The organism is uncultured Reyranella sp. (assembly GCF_945957355.1).
Classification (GTDB): domain Bacteria; phylum Pseudomonadota; class Alphaproteobacteria; order Reyranellales; family Reyranellaceae; genus Reyranella.
The window spans coordinates 63,796-82,351 of record NZ_CAMFKM010000013.1 but is presented as its reverse complement, the minus strand read 5'-3'; the positions used below and the strand labels follow the sequence as shown (position 1 = coordinate 82,351).

Annotated in this window: 17 protein-coding genes; 9 read left to right on the top strand and 8 right to left on the bottom strand. The window is 67.0% G+C overall.

All coding sequences use genetic code 11. The features are described from left to right. The first annotated feature begins 23 nt into the window (after positions 1-23). Entirely contained in the window at positions 24-995 is a 972-nt protein-coding gene (locus Q0Q48_RS20380) for a 2-dehydropantoate 2-reductase (RefSeq protein WP_295141746.1), read from the top strand. Here the strand turns inward: Q0Q48_RS20380 and Q0Q48_RS20375 are convergent, their stop codons facing one another. Further along, positions 996-1,721 (bottom strand): SDR family oxidoreductase, encoded by a 726-nt coding sequence (locus tag Q0Q48_RS20375; protein ID WP_295141743.1) that lies wholly within the window; start codon positions 1,719-1,721, stop codon positions 996-998. Between the two features lie 56 nt (positions 1,722-1,777). Then, complete coding sequence (locus Q0Q48_RS20370) at positions 1,778-2,680, bottom strand: sterol desaturase family protein (RefSeq protein ID WP_295141741.1); 903 nt, start codon at positions 2,678-2,680, stop codon at positions 1,778-1,780. Between the two features lie 84 nt (positions 2,681-2,764). Here Q0Q48_RS20370 and Q0Q48_RS20365 point away from each other — a divergent pair, with 84 nt between their 5' ends. Continuing rightward, positions 2,765-3,415 (top strand): TetR/AcrR family transcriptional regulator, encoded by a 651-nt coding sequence (locus Q0Q48_RS20365; protein WP_295141738.1) that lies wholly within the window; start codon positions 2,765-2,767, stop codon positions 3,413-3,415. Here the strand turns inward: Q0Q48_RS20365 and Q0Q48_RS20360 are convergent. Continuing rightward, positions 3,373-4,320, bottom strand: a complete 948-nt coding sequence (locus tag Q0Q48_RS20360) for an SDR family NAD(P)-dependent oxidoreductase (protein WP_295141735.1) — start codon at positions 4,318-4,320, stop codon at positions 3,373-3,375. The two genes, Q0Q48_RS20365 and Q0Q48_RS20360, sit on opposite strands and share 43 nt — an antisense overlap. Before the next feature lie 74 nt (positions 4,321-4,394). Between Q0Q48_RS20360 and Q0Q48_RS20355 the strand changes: the two genes are divergently transcribed. After that, positions 4,395-5,015, top strand: coding sequence for a TetR/AcrR family transcriptional regulator (locus Q0Q48_RS20355; RefSeq protein ID WP_295141733.1), 621 nt, complete (start codon positions 4,395-4,397; stop codon positions 5,013-5,015). Here the strand turns inward: Q0Q48_RS20355 and Q0Q48_RS20350 are convergent. After that, complete coding sequence (locus tag Q0Q48_RS20350; protein ID WP_295141730.1) at positions 4,990-5,646, bottom strand: ureidoglycolate lyase; 657 nt, start codon at positions 5,644-5,646, stop codon at positions 4,990-4,992. The two genes, Q0Q48_RS20355 and Q0Q48_RS20350, sit on opposite strands and share 26 nt — an antisense overlap. An 11-nt stretch (positions 5,647-5,657) precedes the next feature. Beyond that, positions 5,658-7,259 carry a lysine--tRNA ligase gene (locus Q0Q48_RS20345; protein ID WP_295141727.1) on the bottom strand — a complete coding sequence of 534 codons (1,602 nt, stop codon included), beginning with the start codon at positions 7,257-7,259 and terminating at the stop codon, positions 5,658-5,660. Between the two features lie 70 nt (positions 7,260-7,329). Here Q0Q48_RS20345 and Q0Q48_RS20340 point away from each other — a divergent pair, with 70 nt between their 5' ends. Further along, a complete protein-coding gene (locus Q0Q48_RS20340) occupies positions 7,330-8,493 on the top strand; it encodes a YbfB/YjiJ family MFS transporter (RefSeq protein ID WP_295141724.1) in 1,164 nt (387 codons plus the stop codon). On the opposite strand, the gene Q0Q48_RS20335 is transcribed toward Q0Q48_RS20340, so the two are convergent. After that, positions 8,477-9,628: a sterol desaturase family protein gene (locus Q0Q48_RS20335; RefSeq protein WP_295141721.1), complete on the bottom strand. Its 1,152-nt coding sequence runs from the start codon at positions 9,626-9,628 to the stop codon at positions 8,477-8,479. The two genes, Q0Q48_RS20340 and Q0Q48_RS20335, sit on opposite strands and share 17 nt — an antisense overlap. A gap of 101 nt (positions 9,629-9,729) precedes the next feature. Between Q0Q48_RS20335 and Q0Q48_RS20330 the strand changes: the two genes are divergently transcribed. Continuing rightward, positions 9,730-12,477, top strand: coding sequence for an ATP-dependent DNA helicase (locus Q0Q48_RS20330; protein ID WP_295141718.1), 2,748 nt, complete (start codon positions 9,730-9,732; stop codon positions 12,475-12,477). Between the two features lie 259 nt (positions 12,478-12,736). Continuing rightward, on the top strand, positions 12,737-14,080 hold the full coding sequence (locus Q0Q48_RS20325; RefSeq protein WP_295141715.1) for a tetratricopeptide repeat protein: 1,344 nt from the start codon (positions 12,737-12,739) through the stop codon (positions 14,078-14,080). Positions 14,081-14,091: 11 nt separating this feature from the next. On the opposite strand, the gene Q0Q48_RS20320 is transcribed toward Q0Q48_RS20325, so the two are convergent. Both Q0Q48_RS20320 and Q0Q48_RS20315 read right to left on the bottom strand, forming a co-directional pair. Continuing rightward, on the bottom strand, positions 14,092-15,057 hold the full coding sequence (locus Q0Q48_RS20320) for a D-2-hydroxyacid dehydrogenase (RefSeq protein ID WP_295141712.1): 966 nt from the start codon (positions 15,055-15,057) through the stop codon (positions 14,092-14,094). A 5-nt stretch (positions 15,058-15,062) separates the two neighbouring features. Further along, entirely contained in the window at positions 15,063-15,809 is a 747-nt protein-coding gene (locus Q0Q48_RS20315; protein ID WP_295141709.1) for an SDR family NAD(P)-dependent oxidoreductase, read from the bottom strand. A gap of 152 nt (positions 15,810-15,961) precedes the next feature. Between Q0Q48_RS20315 and Q0Q48_RS20310 the strand changes: the two genes are divergently transcribed. The 3 genes from Q0Q48_RS20310 to Q0Q48_RS20300 all read left to right on the top strand — a co-directional run bounded on the left by Q0Q48_RS20310 (position 15,962) and on the right by Q0Q48_RS20300 (position 18,551). Beyond that, positions 15,962-16,348 (top strand): carboxypeptidase-like regulatory domain-containing protein, encoded by a 387-nt coding sequence (locus Q0Q48_RS20310; protein ID WP_295141706.1) that lies wholly within the window; start codon positions 15,962-15,964, stop codon positions 16,346-16,348. 84 nt (positions 16,349-16,432) lie between these two features. Next, a complete protein-coding gene (locus Q0Q48_RS20305) occupies positions 16,433-17,428 on the top strand; it encodes a tripartite tricarboxylate transporter substrate binding protein (RefSeq protein WP_295141703.1) in 996 nt (331 codons plus the stop codon). Positions 17,429-17,456: 28 nt separating this feature from the next. Continuing rightward, positions 17,457-18,551 carry an SDR family oxidoreductase gene (locus tag Q0Q48_RS20300; protein WP_295141701.1) on the top strand — a complete coding sequence of 365 codons (1,095 nt, stop codon included), beginning with the start codon at positions 17,457-17,459 and terminating at the stop codon, positions 18,549-18,551. The last annotated feature ends 5 nt before the right edge of the window (positions 18,552-18,556 follow it).

Genomic DNA, 18,556 nt, shown 5'->3' with positions numbered 1-18,556 from the left:
GTGAAGCATCTAGGCTGGCAGCCATGAAGATCTGCCTCTACGGCGCCGGCTCAATCGGCGGGATCATCGGCGCCCATCTCGCGCGCGTGAAAGGCGTCGAAGTGAGCCTGGTCGCACGCGGCGCCCATCTCGATGCCATCCGACGGAACGGCCTTCGGCTGATTTCCTCGCACGGGGATTTCACCGTGAAGGTGAATGCGACGGACGATGCCGCCGAACTGGGCCCGCAGGACGTCGTCTTCATCACCCTGAAGACGCACCAGTATCTCGCCGTGCTCGACAAGGTGATGCCGTTGCTCGGGCCGCAGACGGCGCTGGTTCCGCCGACCACCGGCGCGCCCTACTGGTTCTTCCATAAGCTGACCGGCCCGTTCGAGGGCAGCCGGCTGAAGCGCATGGATCCCGATGGCCGGCAATGGTCGATGTTCGGCCCGGAGCGGGCGCTGGGTTGCGCCTATTGGGCCGGCGGCGTCGTCCCTGCGCCCGGCGTGGCGCATCTCGAGAACGAGGTCTGCTACCTGCCGCTGGGCGAGCCCGACGGCTCGAGCTCGGCGCGCGTCACCGCGCTCAGCGCCGCCATGATTGAAGCCGGACTCGACGCGCCGGTGAAGGCCGACATCCGCGCCGAGATCTGGAGCAAGATGATCAACAGCCTGACCTGGAACCCGATCGCGGTGCTCACGCTCGCCGACAATGGCGGGATCGGCCGCAGCGCCGGGGCCCTCGCCATCGCGCGCCGCATGATGACCGAGGCCGAGGCCGTCGCGGCCAGATTCGGAGCGACCATGGCGACGCCGATGGAGAAGCGCATCGCGTTCACGATCGGGCTGGGCGACCACAAGATGTCGATGCTGACCGACCTCCAGGCCGGCAAGCCCCTCGAAATCGATGCGCTCGCCGATTCGATCGCCGACCTCAGCGAACTGGCGGGGGTCCAGACACCGACCATCGACATGATGCTCGCGCTGCTCAAGCTGCGGGCGGCGGCGGCCTAGTCACCAGGTCTCCTTCCACGGCCTCAGATCCATCTCGAAGGTCCAGGCGCTGCGCTTCTGGCGGTGGAGCTGCCAATAGGTCTCGGCGATGTCGTCGGGATCGAGGATGGCGTCGGGGCCGGCATTGTAGCGATCCGGGAAGTTGGCTTTGATCCATTCTGTGTCGATGGCGCCGTCGACGATGACATGCGCGACATGGATGTTCTGGGGGCCCAATTCACGCGCCATCGATTGAGCCAGTGCCCGCACCGCATGCTTGCCGCCCGCGAAGGCCGAGAATCCGCGACCGCCGCGGATCGAGGCGGTGGCACCGGTGAAGAGCATGGTGCCCCGGCCGCGCGGGACCATGACCTTGGCCGCTTCGCGCGCCGTCAGGAAGCCGGCGTAGGCCGTCATCTCCCAGACCTTGCGATAGACCCTCGGGGTGGTGTCGCGAATGTCGAAGCGCACGTTGCCGCCGATGTTGAAGACGAAGACCTCGATCTCACCGATCTCGGTCTCGATCTCGCGGAACAGCGCCTCGACCTGCATCTCGTCGCGGGCATCGGAGCCGAACGGGTGGACCCTGCCACCCTCTTCGACGATGCGCGCCACCAGCGACTGCAGCTTGTCGGCGCTGCGGCGCGTCACGACGGCGGTGTAGCCCTCGCGCGCGAAACGGCGGGCGATCGCGCCGCCCGTCGCATCGCCCGCACCGATCACGACGCAAACCTTGTCCCTGGCCATGGCGTTTCTCCTTCGCCGTCCAATCTGTCGACCGGGGTTGGACGGCTCAAGGGAGATTAAGTCATGGCTTCCTGAGTTTGCAGCAGATGGGCCTTGCGCAGCTCGGCCGAGGTGAGGCCCTTTCCCGTGGCGCGCCAGCCAGGAGGACCGAACAGGTACATCCAGACCTCCCGTGCCGAGCGCGCCGAGGCGAGGTCCTTCGCGAGGCCCACCCACGGACCGAAGTTCAGCACGATCGGATTGCGCGACGAGACCTTGGGCGACACCAGGCCGAAGTCGCACGGCAGGTCCTCGCGCTCCGGAACATAGGTGCCGAACAACCTGTCGAAGACGATCAGGACGCCGCCGAAATTGGCATCGAGATACTCCGGATTGCGGGCGTGGTGAACGCGATGCGCGGACGGCGTATTGAAAACATGTTCCAGCCAACCGAGCTTCGGGATCCAGTCGGCATGGATCCAGAACTGGTAGAGCAGGTTCAGGAACAGCGCCGTCAGCACAGTCTCAGGCGTGAAGCCCAGCAGCACCAGCGGCGCGAAGAAGAGCGAAGTGCCGGTGAAGCGGCCGATCCATCCCAGCCGATACGCCATCGCGAAGTTGAACTGGTTCGGCGAGTGATGGACCGAATGCGACGACCAGAACCAGCGCACCGTGTGGCTGGCGCGATGGAACCAGTAGTAGAAGAACTCGAGACCGACGAAGAGCAGCAGCACGGACCAGACGTTGTCGAGCGACTGGGTGAAGAGCCGATGCTCGTACACCCAGACCAGCCACGGCGCGGCGAGCGTGTAGGGAATGAATGCCAACAGACGGCGGCCGGCGAGATCGGCCAGCGAACAGGCCCAGGACTTCCAGTCGTAGGCCTCGGCACGCGTGCGCGACTGCCAGATGCCTTCGCCCAGGGCTGCCAGGAGCACCAGAGGCAGGATGACGAGATAGAGAATGGCGAGGGACTGCACGAAAGCCTCCATGTGACTTGCCGCCGTTGAATATATGAGTGATGCTCATATTCCGTTACTCGCCTTCCCGCCTCCGGTGCCGCCATGGCCGCACGCCGCCAAGTCGCTGAAAAGAAACGGAGATCGCCGCGACAGGCGCGCGCGGCACAGACCGTCGCGTCGATCGTCGAAGCCGCGGCTCAGATTCTCGAAAAAGGCGGACTGGCCGCCTTTACCACCAACGCCGTCGCGGAACGGGCCGGCGTCAGCATCGGCACGCTCTATCAGTACTTTTCCGACAAGAACGCGCTGCTGGTAGCACTGGCCCGCGGCGAGATGGAGACTGCACTGCGCGAGGTCGCACGGGCGTTGCAGGGCGAGGGCGATCCCTCGCTCGAGGGCCGCGTGCGGGCGATGGTGCGGGCGATCGTCCATGCCTTCCGCGGCCGGCAGCGCGCGCGCAAGGCGGTGGTCCAGGCGCTGCTGGCGCAGGGAAGCGGAATCGAGCTGATGGCGCCCGTCGCCGCCTTCGTCGCCCGGGCGGGCGAGACCGTCGGGCGCGGCCCGAACCCGCTGGTCGGTCCCCTTACCCGCGAACAGGCATTCGTCGTGTCGCGGGCTCTCATGGGTGTCGTCCGTGCCGCGGTGCTGGAGGAGCAACCCTTTCTCGCCAGCCGCGCCTTCGAAGACGAGATCGTGCGGATGATCGTCGCCTATCTCGAAGCCATCTCCGCGACGGCCGGACGCCAAGCCTGAGAGATCGCGCCTGCGAAGGCCGCGACCTCGTCCTGCCAGTCCCGGCGCTTCGAATCGGCCGAGCTTTCCGTCCTCAGTCCGGAGAAGTCGAGATGCACACCGGTCTCCTGCGGGAACAGGCGGCCGGTGAGCAACCGAGCATAGGTCGCGGCCGACCGGCGCGGCGTGCTCGCGCCTGGAATCGCCCGCGCCACCACCGGCAGGATCGTCGACCAAGCCCAGCGCTCCATCGCAGAGCGGTCGCGCGCCAACCCCGTACCCGGCATCAGGCCGGGATCGTAGGCGAACCAGCGCGGACCGCCTTCCGGCATGCTGCGGGCGCGGGCATAGACGTGCAGGATCGCGACGAGCTTGGACGTGGCGTACCGATCCAGACCCAGCTGCTTCTCGGACGCGCGGGCGTCGAGGTCGCCCCGCGCCACCCGGTCGATCCCCGGATAGACGCCGCCCCTGAATCCGAACAGGCGCGCGGCCCCGTTGGCCGGATCGTGCGTGCCGCTCGCGGTGAAGACGACCGGCGCACCGGCCGCGAGGACCGGCAGCAGGCGTTCGATCAGGAGCGCATGCGCGAGCCAGTTCGCCTGCAGGGTCTCCTCGTACCCGTCGACCGTCATGCGCTTGCCCCCCACGCTCTGGATCCCGGCATTCGCGGCCAACGAGGCGAGACGTTTGCCGGCAAGACGGGCCACGACTTCATCGGCGAAGGCGATCGTCGAGGCAAGCGAGGCGAGGTCGAGCGGCAGGATGTCGAGACGCTCGCCATCGGCGACGGCGCGCAGCGCGCCCGCCGCGGCGGGCCGGCGCGCACCGACGATGACCCGGGTCGCAGGGTCGGCGAGAAGCAGACGCACCAGTTCGAGGCCGATCCCCGAGGTGCCGCCCGTGACAAGATGGAGGACGGTCATTCTTTGACTCCGGCTGAGGTCCATTGAAAATGGAAACCAGGTTGCTGACCGTCCATTCGCATCGGAGGCACGCCATGCCGATCGCCCTGAAACCCCGCAAGAAGCCCCTGCAGGCCCGCTCTGCCGTGACGGTGGATGCCATCGTCGAGGCGACCATTCGCATTCTGAGGCGCGACGGATGGGCGGCCTGCACCACGACTCGTGTCGCGACGCTGGCCGGCGTCTCGGTCGGCTCCCTCTACCAGTACTTCCCGAACCGCAACGCGATCGCCGTCGAGATCGTGCGCCAACGCACCCGTACCTACCTGGAAGCCGTCATCGCCGCCGATCTGTCGCACGCGACAACGCCGGAGGAGGCCATCGAAGGAGCCATCTCAGCCTTCGTGATCGAGAAGCGCAGGGGACTCGACGTCTCCTTGGCGCTGCGCGATGCCCTGCCCGAGGTGCAGGGGCGCCAGGCCATCATCGAGGAGGCGCGACGGTTTGTGCCTGCCCTTCAGGCCAAACTCGCGGCGGCCGGTGCAGGAACGGCCGACGCGGCGCAACTCGCCGTGGCACTCGCCGCCGTCGAAGGAGCCGTCTGGGAGATCATGGCCCAGGACGAGACCGCGATCGGGCGGCCCGAAGCCATCGCCGCCCTGTCGCGGGTCTTCCGGGCGGCCGCAGGCTTCAGCCCGGCGGCAGGGGCACGTTGAGCAGAACGCCGAACTCGCGCGCGAGGTCGCAGCTCACGCGCGCATGCACCTTGCCCTGCTTGTCGAAGAAGCGGCCGGTCTCGTTCACCGGGAACACGCCCTCGTGCCAGATGCCGGGATGGATGTAGATGCCGACGCTGCCGTCCGACCAAAAGGCCTTGAAGGACTCGGGCTGGAGATCGTCGCCCGGCAGGGCGGCCGGCACGACGAAGGGCTTGCCGTCGAGCGGCCAGAACAGCTGCCCGCCGTCGGGGTGATAGTTGCAGTGCCACAGGAGCACGCGCCCCTTGCTCAGCTTCACGCCGGGCCGCACCGTCTCCGGCAGGTCGCGAAAGCCGATGACATAGTGGCCACCGACCGCCTCGTTGCGACCGATCAGCTCGTTGCCGCGCCATTCGCAGGTGAAGATGCCTTCAGTCGTGCCGCCCTCGATGCCGGTGCCGGCATCGAGCTTGCGCGAACCGCTGAGCGGCCAGGGCACGATCTCGATCTTCTGCTTCTTCGGATCGCGCACGATCTCGCCGTAGCCCTTGATCGTGTCGCGGTTGGCGCGGATCAGGGGAACGTCGAGCAGGCGGAGGCCCGCCGGCACGTCAGGATTGAGATAATCGAAGACGACCCCGTCATGCATGTCGCTGGTCCCTACGCTGCCTTGCCCAGATCCTCGCCGGCCAGCGCGCGTTCGATCAGCTTCACGACATTGTCGCGGCCATAGAGCTTGATGAAGGCGCCCATGCGCGGCCCCTGCTCGCTGCCGAGCAGCACCTCGTAGAGCGTCTTGAACCACTGCCGCAGCTCTTCCTTGGCGAAGTGGCGCTTGCCCGCCTCGTACACCTCGTCCTGGATTACCTCGGCCGTCGCATCCTCGGGACACTTGCGCAGCGTCTCCAGCAGGTCCTGCAGCGCCGGCCGTTCGCGGTCGGTTGGCAGGCGAAACTTCTTCGAGGACTTCACGAAGTCCTGGTAGTAGGCGACGGCTCCTGCGAGCAGCCGGTCGAGATAGGGCGCATTCTCCGGCGTGGCACCCGGCACGTAGCGGCGCAGATACTGCCAGAGAACTTCCTTGTCCTCGGTGTTGGCGACACCGGCGAGGTTCAGCAGCATGCCGAAAGTGACCCCGGCTGCGGAGTTGGCAGGCGCCGTGCCGTCGTGGATGTGCCAGGCCGGATTCTCCAGCGCCCGCGCCGGCTCTTCCTTCGGCAGCTTCTCAACCAGCGAGAGATAGTCGTCGATGGCGCGCGGGATCACGTCGAAGTGCAGCCGCTTCGCGCGTCGCGGCTGCTGGTGCATGTAGAGCGCCAGCGATTCGGGCGAGGCGTAACGCAGCCACTCCTCGACCGACAAGCCGTTGCCCTTGGACTTTGAGATTTTCTTGCCTTCCTCGTCGAGGAAGAGTTCGTAGTTGAAGCCCTCAGGCGGCTTGCCGCCCAGGATACGCACGATCTTGGCAGACAGTTCGGCCGAAGGGATCAGGTCCTTGCCGTACATCTCGTAGTCGACGTCGAGCGCGAACCAGCGGCCGGCCCAGTCGGCCTTCCACTGCAGCTTGACGTTGCCGCCGGTGACCGGCGTCTCGACCAACGAACCGTCCTCGTCGCGATAGACGATGGTGCCCGCATCGGCGTCGGTCTTGACCACCGGCACCTGCAGCACGCGGCCCGTCTTGGGCGAGATCGGCAGGAAGATCGAATAGGTCGCGCGCCGCTCCTCGCCCAGGGTCGGCAGCATGACCGCCTGGACCTCGTCGTAATGGCGCAGCATGGCGAGCAGCATCGCGTCGAAGCGGCCGGACTTGTACCAGTCGGTCGCCGACTGGAACTCGTACTCGAAGCCGAACGAATCGAGAAAGGCGCGCAGCCGTGCGTTGTTTGCCGCGCCAAAACTCGGATGCTCGTTGCTGAAGGGATCGGGCACCGATGTCAGCGGCTTGCCGAGATGGGCCGCCAGCATCTCCTTGTTGGGCACGTTGTCCGGCACCTTGCGCAGGCCGTCCAAGTCGTCGGAGAAGCAGAACAGGCGCGCCGGCACGTCGGACAGGCGGCGGAAGGCCTGGCGCACCATCGTCGTACGCACGACCTCGCCGAAGGTGCCGATATGCGGCAGGCCCGACGGGCCATAGCCGGTCTCGAACAGCACATAGCCTTTCGCCGGCGCTTTGCCGCCGATGCGGGCGACGAGCTTGCGGGCTTCTTCAAACGGCCACGCGCGCGCGGCCTCGGCAATAGTACGATCGATCTGGGACATGGACCGGGGAAACTAGGTGCGGGGGCCATTTGCGTCAATTGCGGCAGCGGCCCAAAGTGCCGCGCCTGCAATGAATAAACGCGCCCTCTCACTCTCGATCGGCGGCCTCCTGGCGATGGCCGCGGCCATGGGGGTCGGACGGTTCGTCTATACGCCCATCCTGCCGCCGAAGGTCGAGGCCCTGTCCCTCAGCAAGTCGCAGGCGGGGCTGATCGCCTCGGCGAATTTCCTCGGCTACCTCGCGGGCGCGATCCTGGCGACGGTACGGCTTCCCGGAACGCGGCGCTCGTGGCTTCTGGGTTCGCTCGCGATTACGGCAATTTGCCTTTTTGGCATGGGCCTCGCCACGGCGATGCCCGCCTTTCTCGGCCTGCGGTTCGCGGCGGGCGTGGCAAGTGCCTTCGCCCTGGTCTTCAGTTCGGCGCTGGTGATCGACCGGCTGGCCTCGACAGGGAACAGCGGGCTTTCCGCCGTTCATTTCGCAGGCGTAGGCACCGGCATCGCCGTGTCCGCCTCGATCGTGGCGCTGCTGCTCCAGGCCGGTGCCGCCTGGACCACGCTCTGGTTCGCAAGCGGTGCCGTCGCCGCGGCGGCCAGCCTCGCCGTCGTGTGGCTAGTGACGCCTGACGACAGGACCTTACAGGCCATGCGCACTCGTGCCGACCTGCAGCTATCGGCGGACTTCGTGGCCCTTCTCCTCGCCTACGGCCTGTTCGGCTTCGGCTACGTGATCACCGCTACCTTCATCGTCGACATGGTGCGAGGGACTTCGTCAATCGCGCCTCTCGAACCCTACGTATGGCTGCTGTTCGGTCTCTGCGCCGTCCCCTCGGTGGCACTGTGGACCGCCCTTGGCCGGCGCTGGGGCGTTCTTCGCATCTACGCCGTCGCCTGTATCGTCGAGGCGACGGGCGTCGCGGCCAGTGCGCTATGGCTGCATCCAGCCAGCATCGTCATCTCGGCGACCTTCGTGGGCGGCACCTTCGTAAGCCTGACGGCACTCGGCCTTGTCGCCACGCGTTCGAGCGGCAGCGATCCACGCGGACGGATCGCACTGATGACGGTCTCGTTTAGCATCGGCCAAATCCTGGGGCCGGCCTTCGCCGGCTACGTCTACGACGCCACCGGGAGCCTCGCGATGCCGCTGCTGACCGCCGTCGCCGCGCTGGCATTGGCCGCCGTCCTGTCGCTGGCGGCCGACGCAAGGCGTCGCGCGCTCAGCCCTTCCAGGTGAAGGGGAAGAGTTGCTGACGCACGAAGCCGTCCGGCATGTAGTCGCCCAGCACGCCGTATTTGCCGGGGAAACGGCGATCGGATTTCACTGCGGTGCCGAAGATATAGTCGATAAAGGCGAAGTGGGCGGCGTAGTTGCGATCGATCGCCTCGCGCTCGGAACTGTGATGCCAGTGATGGAAGTCCGGCGTCACGATCAGCCACTTGAGCGGCGCCCTGCCGAAGATCGCCGGCAGCCGGACGTTGGCGTGGTTGAACACCGCCTGGAAGCCCACGATCACGATATAGACATCGGTGACGGCCTGGCTGAAGCCCAGCACGTAGAGCACGCCGAGGATCGACACGCGCGTCATCAGCAGCTCGAAGAGATGGAGGCGTGAACCCGCCATCCAGTCCATGTACTCGGCACTGTGATGCACGGCGTGGAATCGCCAAAGGAACGGAATCTCGTGATAGGCGCGGTGCGTCCAGTACTGCACCAGGTCGGCGACGAGCAGCACGAGGAAGAGCGCGGCGAAGAACGGCAGGCCGCCGACCCATTTCTGCAGCGGGTCCCAGACCAGCCAGCCGAACAGGCGATGAATGGCGAAGTTCACGATCAACAGCGCCAGTCCGACCAGAAGGTGATTCACGATGAAATGTGTGAAATCGGTCTGCCACCCTGGCCGGAACACCGGCTGGTCGCGATGCAGCGGCACCAGCTTCTCGATCAGGATGAAGATCATGCTCGAACCCAGCAGGTCGAGGATGAACCAGTCGAGGCCGATATAGGGCGTGTTGTCGGGGAAGTCGGCGACCGGAACACGATGCCCGCCCATCGCGGCGGCCAGCGCGATCAGGGCCAGCGCCGTACCGTTCAGCCAGCGATTGCGACGCTGGACCAGGTTGGCGATCGCCATGCCGCCCGCGATCACCATGCCGACCAGCAGCACCTGCCGCAGCAGGCCGACATCGTACTTCTTGCGCAGGTCCGGCGTGGTCAAATATTCCGGAAAATGGAAGGCGAGCACCGCCAGCACGGCAAGACCGCCGAGGGTGAGCGCGATGATGCCGGTGATCTTGCCCTTGCCCACGGGGAGGGCGCCGGACTGGTGGAAGACGGCGGTGGTCTTCCTGACGACGGGCGGTGCTTTCATGGCGCGTGACTTTAGGCGCAACCGACAGTCGCTGCATCGGCCATTTGGCCTGTGCTATTCACCCGCCGGTGACTATTCCAGCGACTTCCTCCTGGCCAGCCTTGGTCGCGACCGCCCGCGGCGCGCTCTGGCGGGCGCCCGACGGAACGCTGGAGCGTCTCTCGGGCGCCAACGCGAACCTTCGCGCTGCCGGCAGCCTGCCGCTGGTCTGCCACGCGCCTGCGGTCGCGGCGCGGCTCGGCCTCGAGGATATCCCGGCACACGACCTGCTCGAACTCTTCGCATTCGTGCGGCCGGCGCGTTTCTGCCTGCCGACGGTGCGCGGCCTGTGTGAGGCGCTCGACCTTCCACTGCCAGCGACACCGGAGGAGGAAGTTGCCGCCTTGCCCGAGGTCGCGCGCGTGCTGATCGACGAGCTCGACGACATGGCGGCGCTCGCCTCGTCCGAGATGAAGGAAACGGCGCTCGCCATGGCGCGCGGGCAATGGGCCTGGGGCGACGCCGTGCTGGCCGCCCTCGGCATCGACCAGGGGGGCAAGAAAGCACGTCCGGGCGCTGGCCTCGACATCTGGAAGAGCCTGCCCGTCTGGGAGGAGCCACCGCCCGCGCCGCCTCCGGGCAGCCAGCCGGTCGAACCGCGCGAAGCGCGATTGCGGCTCGCCCATCTCGTTTCCGCCGGCGCCAACCTGGCCGAGGCGCGGCCGACCCAGAGCGACTATGCCTCGGCCGCCAGCGAGGCCTTCGCGCCCCGCGAGGAGGAAGGCAAACCCCATGTCGTTCTCGTCGAGGCCGGCACCGGCGTCGGCAAGACCCTGGGGTATGTCGCGCCCGCCAGCCTGTGGGCCGAGAAGAACGGCGCGCCGGTATGGATTTCGACCTACACGCGCAACCTGCAGCGCCAGATCGACACCGAGCTCGACAGGCTGCACCGCGACCCGTCGGAAAAGCGGCGACGCGTCGTCATTCGCAAGGGCCGCGAAAACTACCTCTGCCTGCTGAACTTCCAGGAAGCGGTTATGCGCACCGGACTGGTGCCGGAGAACGGGGTCGGCCTCGGCCTGCTGGCGCGCTGGGCGCTGGCCAGCCGCGACGGCGACATGATCGGCGGCGACCTGCCGGCCTGGCTGCTCGACCTGGTGGGACGCAGCCGCATCCAGCGACTCGCCGACCGGCGCGGCGAGTGCATCTACTCGGCGTGCGAGCACTACCGGAAGTGCTTCGTTGAACGCACGATCCGCCGCGCACGGCAGGCCGACATCGTCATCGCCAACCATGCGCTGGTGATGATCCAGGCGGCGATGGGCGGGCTCGACGACGGCACGCGGCCGCTTCGCTACGTGTTCGACGAGGGCCATCACCTGTTCGATGCCGCCGACGGCGCGTTCGGCGCGCATCTGAGCGGCGTCGAGGCCTCGGATCTCCGCCGCTGGCTGCTCGGAGCAGAGGGACGCCGCGGCAGCCGCGCCCGCGGACTGGAGCGCCGGTTGAGCGATCTCCTCGGCGAAGACGTCGAGGCGCAGAACGCCCTGCGCCGCCTGCTCGACCTCGCGCAACAGCTCCCCTCGCCCAACTGGCAGACACGCCTGGCCGACGGGACGGTTCTCGGCCCTACCGAGGAGTTCCTGGCACTTGTCCGCCAGCAGGTGCGCGCGCGCTCGGCCGGGGACGACCAGGGCTTCGGCCAGGAATGTGAGGTGCGGCCGCTCAATCCAGGCCTGATCGAGGCGGCCGACCAGCTCGCCGAGGCGCTGGAGAAGATGCTCCAGCCAGTACGGCGTCTGCGCCAGGCGCTGCGTGCCAAGCTGGAGGGCGAGGCCGACAAACTCGATTCCAGCCAGCGTGCGCGTCTCGAAGGCGTGGCTCGGTCGCTCACCAATCGCTGCGAGCTGACGCTGGAGTCCTGGCGCGCCATGCTGCGCGGCCTCCACAACAACGCCGACCCCGCCTTCGTCGACTGGTTCGGCGTCGAGCGCGTTCAGCAGCGCGAGTACGACGTCGGCATGTACCGCCACTATCTCGATCCGGCCGAGCCGTTCGTGAATGCGGTGATCCGGCCGGCACACGGCGCAGTCATTACATCTGCCACCTTGCGCGATTCGCTCGGCGTCCCGCAGGCAGCCAATGACGAGGACGTCGCCGCCCAGGCCGACTGGATGGTCGCCGAGGCACGCACCGGCACCCGGCACCTCGCCGCGCCAGCCATGCGCGCCGCCATGGCATCGCCGTTCAACTACGCGAACGCGACGAGGGTGCTGATCGTCAAGGACGTGAAGCGCGACGATCCCGATCAGGTTGCGGCGGCCTATCGCGAGCTGTTCCTCGCGGCGGGCGGCGGCGCGCTCGGCCTCTTCACCGCGATCGGCCGGCTGCGCGCCGTGCACCAGCGCATCGCGCCGACGCTGGAGGAAGCGGGCCTGCCGCTCTACGCCCAGCATGTCGGCGGCATGGACGCCGCGACCCTGGTCGACATCTTCCGCGCCGAAGAGCATTCCTGCCTGCTCGGCACCGACGCCGTGCGCGACGGCGTCGATGTGCCGGGCCGCTCGCTGCGGCTGATCGTCTTCGACCGCGTACCCTGGCCGCGCCCCGACATTCTCCACCGCGCGCGCAAGGCGCACTGGAAGGCGGCCGGTGCGGGGGCCAACGGCTACGACGACATGCTGGCGCGGCTGCGACTGAAGCAGGCCTATGGACGATTGATCCGTCAGGCCGACGATCGCGGTGTCTTCGTGATGCTCGACTCGCGTTTGCCGACACGCCTCCTCAGCGCCTTCCCGCAAGGGGTGACCGTCGAACGCATCGGGCTGGCCGATGCAGTGACCGAAACGAGACGGTTTCTGGATAGTTGAGATCGCCGCACCGATCGCTTCGACAGGCTGCTCTGCGATGGCCCAGAGCGGTGGAAGCGCAGGCGGCAGCGCCGGCGGCGGCGCCTCGGCCATGGGCCCGGGGGGCACCACCGGTACGACACGCTGGTCTTCGAGTTCAGGATGACACGGGGTCCGCTCGGCAGGAGCAGGCCTTTCGCTGTCTTACGTACGACAGAGCTGCAACCTTCTGGTACAAGGTGCCCGACTTGAGACGTTCTCAGATCGAGCCCTTTCGCCTATGCGCCTTTCGACCAAACTCCTGATTACCGCCGCGGCGTTCATGGCCGGTGGAGCCGGCATCTACGGCTTCGCCTACTACCTCTTTCCGCCGCCCACTGCGCGCGACCGGCAGGTGGCCGCACCGGTGCCGCCCGGCCCGTCGGTGGACGAGCTCTACGACGAGTGCGTGCGCGGCGCCTGGCCCACGGTCAAGGACGCGGACAGGCGAGCGGCCGCCTGCTCGAAGGCCTTGCAGACCCGCCAGCTCAAACCCGACCAGATCGCGCTCGCCCGGCTGACGCGTGGCATTGCACGAACTGCGCTGGGCGACAGGGTGCTGGCGGCAGAGGATTACTCGGAGGCACTGAAGCACTATGACGGCGCCATCGACCCTCGGAATCCCGATTCACTGAACCTCTACCGGCGCGCCACGTCGCTGCATGCAATGGGTGAGACCGACCGGGCCCTCTCCGACTATAGTGACGCGATCCGCGTCGACCCGGGAAACTCGCTCGCGTTTCTGGGCCGTGGCGTGCTGCTGGCGACCCGCAAGCGCTCCTACAATCGCGCCGTCGAGGATTTCGACAAGGTACTGGCGTTGCAGCCGGAAAATGTCGACGCCCTGATCGCCCGCGGCAATGCCTACAGCCAGCTGGGCGACAATGGCCGAGCGCTCGCCGACCTCGACCGCGCCGTTCAGCTCGCCCCCGACAATGCCCAGGCCTATGTGATACGCGGGCTCGCCAACAACCGGCGCGGCCAGAAGCAGCTCGCCATGCAGGACTATCAGACGGCGCTGAAATACGCCCCGCGCTATCCGCAGGCACTGGCCAATCGCGCCGCCCTGCTTTCGCAGGAAGGCAAGTACGATCAGGCGATCGCCGATCTCGACGAGTCGATCAAGGCGGATGCCGACAATCCGGTCGCCTACTACAATCGGGGTTACGCGTACTTCGCCAAGCACCAGTACGACAAGGCGCTGGCCGACTACGACGCCGCCATCAAGCTCGAGCCCGGCATGGGGCTCGCGTACAACAACCGTTGCCTCATCCGCGCCATCACCGGCAAGGATCTGGCTGCCGGCGTGCGGGACTGCGACACCGCGCAGAAGCTGATGCCACTCAATATCGACGTGCGCATAACGCGCGGCTTCATCTACCTGAAGCTGGACGATCCCCGCCTCGCGATGAAGGAATACAACGACGCGCTCGACGTCGATCCCAACCGCCCGCTGGCACTCTACGGACGCGGAATCGCGCGCATCATGGTCGGCGAGACACGCGAGGGCGAGGGCGACAAAGCCGCCGCACTGACGCTCGATCCCGAGGTCGCCGACCAGTTCGAGATCTACGGCCTGAAGTAACCCCAGGTCGATCAGTAACCTGCAGCGCGGTCGACCACTTCCTTGAGCGGCTCTTCGTCGAGGAAACGCTTCAGGTTCTCGACGAACAGGCGGGACACGAAGCGGTCACGCTGCGGGTGCGGTCCGCCGATATGCGGCAGCACGACGATGCCCGGGGCCGTCCAGAACGGATTGTCGGCCGGCAGCGGCTCCTGCCGGAAGACGTCGAGCAGGGCGCCGGCGATCTTCTTTTCCCGCGTGGCGGCCATGAGATCGGCATCGTGGACGATCTGGCCGCGGCCGAAGTTCAGCAGCCACGCGGAAGGCTTCATTTTCGCCAGCCGCCTTGCGTCGATGAAGTTCTCGGTCTCCGGCGTTGCCGGCAGCAGCAGCAGGACAAAGTCCGACTGCGCCAACACCTCGTCGGTCTGCTCCGGCGCCAGCACCTCGGCCACGTTCGGGATGCGTGTCGGACGCCGCTTGGTACCGATCACGTGCATGCCCAGCGCCACGGCTATGCGCGCCACCTCCTGGCCGATGGCGCCCAGGCCCAGGATACCGAGCGTCTTGCCCGTCAGGGGCTGGGCCACCGTGTGGACCCACTTGCTCTGCTTCTGGTGCTCGGCAACCTGCGCGTAGGGCTTCGCGACATGGAACAGCGCGCCGATGATGTTCTCCGGCATCGACTCGGTGTGCGTGCCGCGCGCGCAGGTCAGCGTGAGGCCCTCTGGCAGGTCGGGCAGCGCCAGCCAGTTGTCGACGCCGGCGCTCATCGCCTGCACCCAGCGCAGCTTCGGCATGGCGGGCAGCAGGCCTGCCGGCACCGCCCCCGCCATCATCGCTTCGGTCCGGGCGAGCTGCTCGACCGAGGGCTTCTCCTTGCGTGGTAGCGTGTCGACGGCGACGCGCTCGGCAAGGCCCGCCGCCTGGATCGCGTCGAGATAGGCCGTCGGGGAGTCGGTCCAAAGCAGGACATGGGCGCGGTTGGTCCTGGACATGGGCTCTAGAGCCCCTGCCCGCCGGCAACGGCGATTGTCTGGCCGGTCACCCAGGAGGCGAACGGCGAGGCGAGGAACAGCGCGACGTTCGCGACTTCCTCGGCATGGCCCATGCGGCCGAACGGGATCGAGGCCAGCGTACCGTTGTACAGGGCGGGATTGTCGGTCTTGCGCTTGTCCCAGACGCCGCCGGGAAACTCGATGGAACCAGGCGCGATGCAGTTCACGCGGATGCGATCCTTGGCGTACATCGCCGCCTGGGTGACCGTGTAGTGGATCACCGCCGCCTTGATGGCGCCGTACGGGGGCTGGCGGGCCGCCGGATGGAGTGCGGAGATCGAGGAGATGTTGACCACGTTGCCCTGCGACTTCTTCAGTTCCGGCAGGGCCTCCTGCGTCGCATGCACGATCGAGAGCATGTCGACCGCGAGGTTGCTGGTCCAGCCCTTGTCGTCGTCCGAGGACCCAAAGGCCGAGGCGTTGTTGATCAGGAGGTCGACACCCCCCAGCGCCCCGATCGCCTCGCGGACATAGCCGCGCACTGCATCGCCCTGGGCAAGGTCGGCGCTGGCAGCATGGGTCTTGTGGCCGTGCTTCGCGAGTTCCGCGCGGGTCTCCTCGAGAGTCGTGGCGTCACGCGCGCAGATCGAAACATCTCCGCCGCAGGCCGCGAAACCCATCGCGATGGCCTTGCCGATGCCGCGGCTGCCGCCGCAAACGATCGCCTTCTTGCCCGTGAAATCCAGCTTCATCTGATGAACTCCTGTTGCGGCCGTCACCGTGGCGGCCACCGCCCTGCAAATCAATCGAGAATGAAATGCACGTGGAGAATGATTGCACTAGCGTTCATCATGCGAGCGGGCGCCGGCACCGGCGCGGTGCAGGGAGAACGAACAGGGTGCGGATGATTTGGACGCTTCTGGCGTCGATGGTGCTCCCCTTTCTGCCCATTGGCGGCGCAAGTGCGGCCAACGAGCCGGTCACCGGCGTCGACGTCCTCATCCGAAGCAAGACTGACGGCCGCGTCATCGTCGAGACCATCACCGACAGACGGGGCGCCTTCGTTGTGCGGGAGATGCGGCCGGGTCTCTACAGCATCGAGGCCGGAGCGAAGCTGCCGCTGGCGCTGTTGAAGCGCAGCGAAGGATGGGGCATTGCACTGGTCCCCGTTTCCGCCAAGCTCGCCAATCCGCAACGGCATCGCGCCAGGCCGACGTCCAGGGGTATGCAGGTCGACATCGTCGTGCCCGAAGGCGAGACGACTTCCTACACGGTCATCGTCACGGACTGACTGCCGCAGCAGAGATGTTGAACAGCGGAACAACTCCGCTAGACTGCCTCCTAATCAAAGAAAGCACAGGAGGCTACGTTCAAGATGACCAAAGTCATGCTTCCGCGCCGGCGCGCGCTCATTCTCTCCGGCGGCGCACTCGCCGCACCGATGATTGCCTCCGGCGTCGCCCGCGCCGAGAGTGACTGGCCCAACCGGCCGGTAAAGTACGTCGTGGTGTTTCCCGCCGGTGGCCCGACCGACACGCTGTCGCGAATCGTCTGCCAGGAACTCTCCGAGCTGACAGGCCAGCAGTTCATCATCGAGAACCGCGCCGGCTCCGGCGGCAATATCGGCGCAGACTTCATCGCCAAGTCGGCCCCGGACGGCTACACGATCGGCCTATACACGATCGCCGCGCACGCGATCGCGCCCACGCTATACGCCAAGCTGCCGTTCGACGCGGGCAAGGACTTCACCGGCATTGCGATGCTGTGGTCGGTGCCCAACATGCTGATGACGCGGCTCGACTTCCCGGCCAACACGATCCCCGAGCTGATCGCACTTGCGAAAGCCAATCCGGGCAAGTTCTCTTTCGCTTCGTCGGGCGCCGGCACCAGCCCGCATCTCACCGGCGAGATGTTCAAGCAGATGGCCGGAGTGAATCTTCTGCATGTGCCCTACAAGGGCAGCGCCCCCGCCCACCAGGACATCCTGGCGGGCCAGGTCGACATGATGTTCGACAACATTCCCGGCCCTCTCGGCCTGATGAAGGGCGGCAAGGTGAAAGGTTTCGCGGTGACCTCGAAGGAGCGCCACCCGGCGGTGCCCGACAAGCCGACCTTCGCGGAATTCCTGCCCGGCTTCGAGATCACCTCGTGGGGCGGTGTCTGCGCACCGGCCGGCGTGCCACCGGCAATGGTCGAGAAGCTCTCCGCCCTGACCAAGCAGGCGCTGCAGAAGCCCAGCGTGAAAGCCGCCTTCGACAAGCAGGGCGCCACCCAGATCTGGATGACGCCGACCGAGACCGCCGCCTATCGCGCCGCCGAGGAGAAGAAGCTCGCGCCGGTGATCAAGGCATCGGGCGCAAAGGTGGAGTAGCTTCGTCACCCTGCACCCGGGAGTGACGATGCCTTCGAAGAAGATCCTGGTCGCCGGGGCCACCGGCCTGGTCGGCCATGCCGCCATGAAGCACTTCGCTGCCGTCGAGGGCCGCGAGGTGCTCGCCGTCTCGCGCCGCCGGCCGGAGGAGACCCACGGAGCGCGCTGGTTGCCGCTCGATCTCACCGACGCAGCGGCCTGCGAGGCAGTGGCGCCGGAATTCGCCGGCGTCACCCACCTCGTCTATGCCGCCCTGTACGAACGCCCGGGCCTCGTCGCGGGGTGGCAGGAAGAGGAGCAGATCCGCACAAACGACCGGATGCTGCGCAACCTGATGGCGCCGCTCGAACGCGCAGCGCCGGGCTTGCAGCACGTCGCATTGCTGCAGGGCACCAAGGCCTATGGCGTGCATGTCCGACCGCTCGTCGTGCCGGCGCGCGAGAACCGTTCGGAGATGCACGAGCAGCCGAACTTCTACTGGAACCAGGAGCGCTTCCTGCGCGAGCGCCAGCAGGGCAAGGGCTGGAGCTGGTCGATCCTGCGGCCCGTCCTGATCGTGGGCGATTCGGTCGGCAGCGCCATGAACGTCATTCCAGCGCTGGGTGTCTATGCCGCCTTCATGCGGCAGGCCGGCAAGACCCGGCTCGACTATCCGGGCGGCGTCGGCCGCGTGGCGCAGGCGGTCGACGCCGACCTCCTGGCGCGCGCCATCGCCTGGTCAGGCGAAGCGGAGGCGGCGCGCAACGAGATCTTCAACGTCACCAACGGCGACGTCTTCGTGTGGCCCAATGTCTGGCCCGCCATCGCCGATGCGTTGGGCTTCGAGCCGGGCGACCACGTGCCGCTGGCGCTCGACCGCGAGATCCGGCCGCACGAGGACGAATGGGCGGAGATCCGCGCCGCACATGGGCTGAAATCCGGCACGCTCCGGGATTTCGTCGGCCTGTCGTTCGAATATGCCGACTACACGATGGGCTACGGCCGTACCGAGCCCGGACCGGCGGCGATCGTCTCGACCATCAAGCTGATGCAGGCCGGCTTCACCGAGGTGATGGACACCGAGGCGATGTTCCGGAAATGCTTCGCCGAGATGCAGGAAAAAAGCCTGCTGCCGCGGCCCTGACAGTG

What these genes read in the sequence shown, in the direction of transcription:
- Q0Q48_RS20325 (WP_295141715.1), top strand. Translation starts at nt 12,737, where the DNA reads ATGCGCCTTTCGACCAAACTCCTGATTACCGCCGCGGCGTTCATGGCC.
- Q0Q48_RS20340 (WP_295141724.1), top strand. Translation starts at nt 7,330, where the DNA reads ATGAATAAACGCGCCCTCTCACTCTCGATCGGCGGCCTCCTGGCGATG.
- Q0Q48_RS20300 (WP_295141701.1), top strand. Translation starts at nt 17,457, where the DNA reads ATGCCTTCGAAGAAGATCCTGGTCGCCGGGGCCACCGGCCTGGTCGGC.
- Q0Q48_RS20320 (WP_295141712.1), bottom strand. Translation starts at nt 15,057, where the DNA reads ATGTCCAGGACCAACCGCGCCCATGTCCTGCTTTGGACCGACTCCCCG.
- Q0Q48_RS20350 (WP_295141730.1), bottom strand. Translation starts at nt 5,646, where the DNA reads ATGCATGACGGGGTCGTCTTCGATTATCTCAATCCTGACGTGCCGGCG.
- Q0Q48_RS20360 (WP_295141735.1), bottom strand. Translation starts at nt 4,320, where the DNA reads ATGACCGTCCTCCATCTTGTCACGGGCGGCACCTCGGGGATCGGCCTC.
- Q0Q48_RS20355 (WP_295141733.1), top strand. Translation starts at nt 4,395, where the DNA reads ATGCCGATCGCCCTGAAACCCCGCAAGAAGCCCCTGCAGGCCCGCTCT.
- Q0Q48_RS20375 (WP_295141743.1), bottom strand. Translation starts at nt 1,721, where the DNA reads ATGGCCAGGGACAAGGTTTGCGTCGTGATCGGTGCGGGCGATGCGACG.
- Q0Q48_RS20380 (WP_295141746.1), top strand. Translation starts at nt 24, where the DNA reads ATGAAGATCTGCCTCTACGGCGCCGGCTCAATCGGCGGGATCATCGGC.
- Q0Q48_RS20305 (WP_295141703.1), top strand. Translation starts at nt 16,433, where the DNA reads ATGACCAAAGTCATGCTTCCGCGCCGGCGCGCGCTCATTCTCTCCGGC.
- Q0Q48_RS20310 (WP_295141706.1), top strand. Translation starts at nt 15,962, where the DNA reads ATGATTTGGACGCTTCTGGCGTCGATGGTGCTCCCCTTTCTGCCCATT.
- Q0Q48_RS20365 (WP_295141738.1), top strand. Translation starts at nt 2,765, where the DNA reads ATGGCCGCACGCCGCCAAGTCGCTGAAAAGAAACGGAGATCGCCGCGA.
- Q0Q48_RS20335 (WP_295141721.1), bottom strand. Translation starts at nt 9,628, where the DNA reads ATGAAAGCACCGCCCGTCGTCAGGAAGACCACCGCCGTCTTCCACCAG.
- Q0Q48_RS20345 (WP_295141727.1), bottom strand. Translation starts at nt 7,259, where the DNA reads ATGTCCCAGATCGATCGTACTATTGCCGAGGCCGCGCGCGCGTGGCCG.
- Q0Q48_RS20315 (WP_295141709.1), bottom strand. Translation starts at nt 15,809, where the DNA reads ATGAAGCTGGATTTCACGGGCAAGAAGGCGATCGTTTGCGGCGGCAGC.